The following is a 6,447-nucleotide window of genomic DNA, read 5'->3' as shown; positions in this document are numbered from 1 at the left end:
GATGCCGGGAACAAGATTGATACCCGGGACGTAGATTTCCGGATGAGACAGGCTTCGAGGTTCAATTCCCCAAAGACGAAGTATGACAGACAATACAAGAATACAGGAAATCACACACAAAACGGTGGTTGTGCGATACTGGCGGCCAGAAACGAAAACACGCTCTTTGCCAAACGATATCATGGCAAGCAATCTCAAACAAAAACAACCATATCTTTCTGTAACACCAGAAACAGCCTGAGTCATGTTTGCAGGTGGATGGCACGGATAAAGTAGCCAAGTGACCGCAGGGCTTGAGGCTGGTCAGAAATACTCTTTCAACTTGCGGGCGCGTTTCATGTTGGACGGCAAAGACACCGTCGCCCGAACCAGTCTCGCTACTGCACGCATTCCCGGAACCGCTTTGAGCGCGGACAGCCCCTTGGATGTTTTCAGAAGGGTTTCATAGGTCTGATTATCTGCATGCCTGAAATCCTTGGCGTGCAAATCTTCACCGTTGTTCTCCGTCGGTGCAGACACAACCGAGGTCGCTTTGCGGTTCACGTCAAAGACGACAAAGGATTCAAAGAAGCTGATTCCCCAGGCGCGTTTTTCCGAGGCGTCAGGCGTCAGGCGCGAGAACCGATGGTTGATACGGTCCACCATGTTCATGGCATATTTGATAAAGGAACGGTGCCTAAGGCCGAACCCTTCCATGTAGGAGGTATGGGTGTCTTCCACCACAAGCATCCCGCCATCCTTGATGTGCGGCAGTAGGCATTCGGTTGTGATGATCTGTTGTTCATACGTATGACCACCATCGTCTAGGACGATGTCGATTTCACCGATTTCCCTCACAATTTTTTCAAGGAAATCCGGGTCGCTCTGGCTGCCGATGAAAATCTCGAACCCCTCCTGTTCCCAGCGCTTTGCATCGGGGTTTAGTTCAACGCCGATGATGCGCGCCTGAGGACCAAAGAACTCACGCCACATGAAAAGAGATCCACCACCCAGAACGCCAATCTCAACAAACGTGATGTCTTTTCCGATGTAAGGAGAAAAAAGTTTGTCATACACATTGAAGTAAGTGGAATGCTTACTGCTTTTGTATGGACTGTTCATATAGGCCTGATAACTTTTCGACTCTAACATCTCTACGTCCTTGGATCTCAACTTGTTATATGCTCCACCTGTCGAAGCGGTATTCGTAAACTGGGGCGTCAATTTCAATATTTCGTCTGTTTGGCTGTTTTGTGGCGCCGCTCTTTCCACAGCCTCAGGTCTTGGTGGTTTCCTGTCAAATGTCGTGGTTTGGTCTGGGGCACTTACTTGCGCGTTATGATGATGGCATAGGAAGAATAAACAGCCCATTCGTGCCGGGCGCAGAGGCGCGCCAGCCCGTTATCCAGCTGCCGCAGGCCGAAAATCTTATCATAGTAATGGTGTCCGTAATATTCATGTACTTCGATGCTCGAAAACCCGACATCCGCCAGGGCCTTACGCATATACGGGGTCGAGCCGCGACACAGTGAGTAATAGGCGGGGAATTTGCCGGTATTCTGACCATCAAAGCGCCGGGGCTGCAACAGTTGAACCGCCTTGCGTGTCAGTTGTTCGGGAAGCAGCCAGTTGATCAAGAATGGCGAGGCGAAAATGGTCGGCACTAGGTGAACGGCAACGCCACCATCCGCCAGAAGGTGATGCATGTTTCTGTGGAACTGCTTGCCGTCCGGCATGTGCTCGCCACAGAATTTCGACATGATCAGATCGAATTTCTGATCCACATGGCTAACATCTCCACAAGCGTTGATCTGCAGCGTGTCGAAATCGTCCGAGACATGGGACAGTTCTTCGGCACTGATATCGCTGATGGTGAACGAGGAGACGTGATCCGGCAGGGGCCTATCACCAGTCGAACGGCTGGTCGTGCCGCCGATTTCCATGATCCGGGCCGGTTTTTCATCCGTTATGATGTTCCAGATCGTATCCAGATAGTCTTGCCTGCAATCCGTATGCCAGCGTATTTCTGACTGTACCATTTACTCTCCCAAAAAACTCGTAGCCTAGCGCGGCGTTTGAAACGGGACCAATCACGACAAAATGCTTTTTGTAATACGCCTTTTAAGGCACTGGCATAGCTGTTTGACTAATCATTTAGATGAATACTGGCAGCATTCAAAGAGCGTATGTACCCAAGCTTACATAACTGGCAATGCCGGTGGTCAGAATAGATGTGGGTGGGTCCGATTTCCCGGAACCCGCCCATACAGTAGCGATCAATAAGTTGCTTTTCTGGCGATCTTTGCCGTTACGCGAACAAATCGGAATACTGCTCGACAAACGGGGTCTCATCGCCGATCGCAAAGGTGTCGACGCTGTCACCAACGTACCAGTCTCTTTCCCGGCCACCGGCGAAGTCGAAATCCGTATTGGTTTCGTCCAGGACAACGGCACCATCGACCAGAACCTGAAGGCGATCGGTAGCCTGATCGACCATCAGGGTGACCTCATGTGTTTCACCGTCGCTCAGATTGACATCCGTGATCTTGAAGCCGTCGTGGAACCCGCCATCATTGTTGTCGACTTTTGCGACCAGATGCCCTTTCTTGTTCAGCTTCAGGCCGAAATTCGAGTGGTTCCACACAAGCCGCTCGGCTGTTGTGTCACCTTCGTCACGGGTTATGTCGACCGAGAAGCTAACCTGCGACGCGTCAGAAATTCCGTCCAGAGTTCCGATGTTCCCCCGACTGTCCTGATTGGCTATGTCGATGCTCGACATCTCGCCTTGTGAACTGTCAGCAAGGACAAGTTCGGAATCGGTGCCAGGTTGTTCGGAGCCAGTGTCAGGTTGCGCGGCGCTTGTATCGCCTTCGGCCTGAGTCGCGTCGACCGGGGAGGAGACTTTGCTGATGTCAGAAAATCCGTCCTGTTGCTCGACGCTCTCAGGGCTGTCCTGATTGGTGATGTCGATCATCAGTTCGCCTTGTGGTTCGTTGCCGAGAACAGGCTCGGAGCTCGTATTGGGCTCGTCAGAACCGGTATCGGGCTGCTGGGTTCCGCTGTCGGGGGACGTGGAACCGCTGTCCGGCTGCGTGGGGCTGGTATTTGTCTGCGAGGCCCCGGAGGTGCCCGGCTGCGGGGTGATGGATCCCGAGGCACCATACGAATGGGCCGAGCCGGCGTTCAGTGTGTCAGCCAGGCTGCCTGGGATGACCACATATTGGTTGTAACCAGTCCCCTGCGCCGTTGCCTGATATGTGAAGTTCTGGTCGTATTCACCGGGCTGGATCAGGGCGTTGTTGCTGACGTTCCAGTCGGATTGCCCGTTATACCCTACGATCTGAGATGCAATGTTCTGATTGATGGTGACGTTTGTGGAACCTGAGGAAACGTTGATCACCGGAATCTCGATCCCGCCGGTCAGCGTCTTTTCGTCCACATGCAGAACTGAATTCTGGGTGATCGTAAGCCCATCTACCCCATAAAGGGAAATGCCGTGGAAATGGCCGTTATAGATCGTGTTCCCTTCGATCAGCACGTTGTGGTGGATCACGTTGGGATCGTTGATATCCTGGCCGTCACCACCAGCCCAGATGGTCTGGGTAAAGTCCCCGTTCCCCATGTCGAACACGTTGTTGCGGATGGTGATGTTGTCACTGCCGCTGCCGTTGGCGCGCTGAATCTGGATCATGTCGCGGTGATCGCCGGACCCGGCTGCGCCGCCGAAATCGTGAATATAGTTATTCTCAACCAGAATGTTGTCGACATTGTCGAAGACCAGACCGTCGGACCGTATCGTGTGGATATCACTGCCGGTAACGCTGACCCCATTAGAGTTCACAGCAATGACAGCTTTCCACCATTTCAAGAACTCGGTGTTGTCGATACTGACATTGGTCGAGCCACTGATCGTCAGGCCTGTTCCATAACCGGTGCCGTCTGCGGATGTGCCTGTGCCACTGGCAACGTCGCCATCGAAGATCGAGTTTTTGAACGCGATGTTCTGGCTGTCATAGACACTGAACGGACTTTGGAAATGGTAGTCGCCGCTGTTGTAAGTGTAGTCAAACTTGATGCCGTCGAATGTGACGTTCGATGATTGCTTGACGTGAATACCGGAAAAGCTGGCTTGCGCATTCGGATCCGCGGATTTGATCGTCACGTTCGATGCGAAATTCGTGTAGTGGAGATTGAGCTGACCGTAATCGCCTGCCGCAAGCAGTATAGTTTCCCCACCTGTCGCCTGAGACAAGGCCTGGTTCAGCTCTGCCGCAGAGGTTACCGTGATTGTCGTCGACATATTTCACCTTCTGTTTCATAGGCGCTGTGAGTGGCAGCGCACGAGATCCCGCACACCCAGGAACGGATGGAACAGCCACCCGAAGGCGGCAGAGTGGCCGAAATATGGCTATGTTTGGAAATTGTTGCCTGTATCGGGACAATGATGCCCCTTCGCGCTCATTTCCGAGTTAACTTGATACTCGATACCGGGAATTGTTCCACTTCCCTTGGCGGTTGAGTGTGGTTTGAAGTATTGATTCCAACATCGCAACAGCGGACACAAAATTGACATCATTCAGGCATGTCCTTGCGTATCTTCGGTTGGCATCGGCAATGAATTGCCCGGTGACGTGAGGGAAGGTGATGATCCCGACAGGGTGGTCGCGGATGTAGAGGTTTTGAAAGGCGCGGGTCGCAATAGACAGCAGAACATGGCTTGCCTAAACTTTTAGGCAGGTGTGGGTGCTTAGAAAGATGAGTTATGGCTGGGTTTAGAATGATTGCTCTGGCGGGGGCGTTGACATGCACACTAGGATTTGATGTTGCCGCCCAGACCCCATGCCAGGGGCGACATGTACAATCCCGTCTTTCTGCGGTTCAGACAAAAGGTCAGCCTGTTGCAGATGCCACAGCTCTTGCCGCGGTCTTGCAAAGTGCCCACGGCGGAGAGACCTTTCTGCTAGAATCCGGGAATTATGGAACCCTGAGGCTGAATGCGTCCTACCGGTCACCTGTGACGATCCGGTCTGCTGATCCCGCATCGCCAGCCTGTTTTACGCGTCTGGTTCTGGAAGGGGCCGGAAATGTGCATCTGGATGGTGTCTATTTTGACTACACATATAATGGCGGAGACCCGCATTTTATCGCCTATTTTGTCCTCTTGGACAGCACAGACATAAAAATCTCGCATTCAGTGTTCGACGGCGGGACCGCACGTGGAACAGGGACCGAGGCGGACGGATACAGTATTGGGATTGGTCTGAAGATCGAGCGCGGTGGCAACCTGACACTATCCGGCAACGAGTTTCGCAAATGGTGGACCGCTGTTCTGTCGGTTCAGTCAAGACAGCTCACCTTTTCGGGCAACAATATCCACACGATCAGATCTGATGGGATCGATATCGATGCCGCAGATGGCCTGACAATCGAACGCAACAGGTTTCACGATTTTGGCGGGGCGGCCGGTTCTCAGGATCACCGCGATATGATTCAGATCATGCGGGTGTCGCCCCGGGGGTCTTCGGATATCGTCATCCGGGATAACGTCTTTGACATGGCCGGCGGCGACTTCACTCAGACGATATGGGCCGGTGGCGACGGCAAGGATCTGAACAACCCTGTCATGCGGCATCGCAATGTGCTGGTTGAAAACAACATGATCTACAATGCTCATATTCACGGTATTTCCATTCACGGATCCGATAACATCTCGATCAGAAAAAACTCTCTGATCCATGTGCCCGGCGGACACTCTGTTCCGGCCATCAATATTTCTTCGGATTCGACTTCGGTGGTCATCGAACAGAATGCTGTGGCAAGCATCATCGGGTACAAAAATCAGCGCGATTGGGTTGTGCTCAATAATGCGCTGATTCAGGATCAAAGCCCGTCACAGGGTGGCTATTACGATCACGAATTCATCTACCACGCGCGTGGCAGGAAGAACGGATACAATGAATACGGTGTCCGTCCCGGCAGTCAGCTTGATCGCTTGAATGCGGGGTCCACATTGTCGAAATCATATCCCTCGCGATGAGAGGTGCAGAACGAAGTTGTGGAAAAGTGACTGGCCTTAGGCGCTTCGCCAGAATACTGACAACATGTTTATGCATTTTGTGACACGTTACCCAGTTAAAAGCAGGACGTTCGAATGACCGCTGTATTGTCAGCCAAAGCCAGTGCCCCGGCGACAAGGCCGATCGTTCTAGCCTTACTCATTTTCTCGTTTGCGATGCCGTTCTATTTCCACTTAGGGGGGCTCAGACTCAGCGGGTATCGGGTGATCCTGCTGCTGTTTATGTTGCCTGCGATTATCGGATGGCTGAGTGGCAAGGCCGGAAAGATCAGGCTCGTTGATATTCTGGCGATTATGTTCAGCTTCTGGTCGGCCCTGTCTTTTTCTGTCAATCATGGTTTGGTGCCGATGTGGCAGTTCATTGGGATGTTCATGATTGAAACGCTGGCGCC

The 6,447-nt window shown here is 52.5% G+C and carries 5 protein-coding genes; 2 read left to right on the top strand and 3 right to left on the bottom strand.

Annotated elements, in window-relative coordinates; all coding sequences use genetic code 11:
- Positions 1-303: 303 nt before the first annotated feature.
- The 3 genes from AC2FND_RS19190 to AC2FND_RS19180 form a co-directional block, all read right to left on the bottom strand.
- Positions 304-1,251, bottom strand: a complete 948-nt coding sequence (locus AC2FND_RS19190; protein WP_496771321.1) for a class I SAM-dependent methyltransferase — start codon at positions 1,249-1,251, stop codon at positions 304-306.
- 53 nt (positions 1,252-1,304) lie between these two features.
- Complete coding sequence (locus tag AC2FND_RS19185) at positions 1,305-2,018, bottom strand: class I SAM-dependent methyltransferase (RefSeq protein ID WP_496771320.1); 714 nt, start codon at positions 2,016-2,018, stop codon at positions 1,305-1,307.
- Positions 2,019-2,287: 269 nt separating this feature from the next.
- Positions 2,288-4,279: a right-handed parallel beta-helix repeat-containing protein gene (locus AC2FND_RS19180; protein ID WP_496771319.1), complete on the bottom strand. Its 1,992-nt coding sequence runs from the start codon at positions 4,277-4,279 to the stop codon at positions 2,288-2,290.
- 462 nt (positions 4,280-4,741) lie between these two features.
- On the opposite strand from AC2FND_RS19180, the gene AC2FND_RS19175 reads away from it, so the two are divergent.
- A complete protein-coding gene (locus AC2FND_RS19175) occupies positions 4,742-6,016 on the top strand; it encodes a right-handed parallel beta-helix repeat-containing protein (RefSeq protein ID WP_496771318.1) in 1,275 nt (424 codons plus the stop codon).
- Positions 6,017-6,130: 114 nt separating this feature from the next.
- The coding region (locus tag AC2FND_RS19170) for a hypothetical protein (RefSeq protein WP_496771317.1) at positions 6,131-6,447 on the top strand (317 nt) is incomplete at its 3' end.

The sequence above is a fragment of the Ruegeria sp. BHSB056 genome (genome assembly GCF_059613305.1).
Note: the sequence above shows the minus strand (reverse complement) of the source record. Positions and strands in the feature narration are given on the sequence as shown.

Bases quoted from the DNA above. Each gene is read 5' to 3' on its own strand.
- AC2FND_RS19180 (WP_496771319.1), bottom strand. From the start codon at position 4,279: ATGTCGACGACAATCACGGTAACCTCTGCGGCAGAGCTGAACCAGGCC.
- AC2FND_RS19185 (WP_496771320.1), bottom strand. From the start codon at position 2,018: ATGGTACAGTCAGAAATACGCTGGCATACGGATTGCAGGCAAGACTAT.
- AC2FND_RS19175 (WP_496771318.1), top strand. From the start codon at position 4,742: ATGGCTGGGTTTAGAATGATTGCTCTGGCGGGGGCGTTGACATGCACA.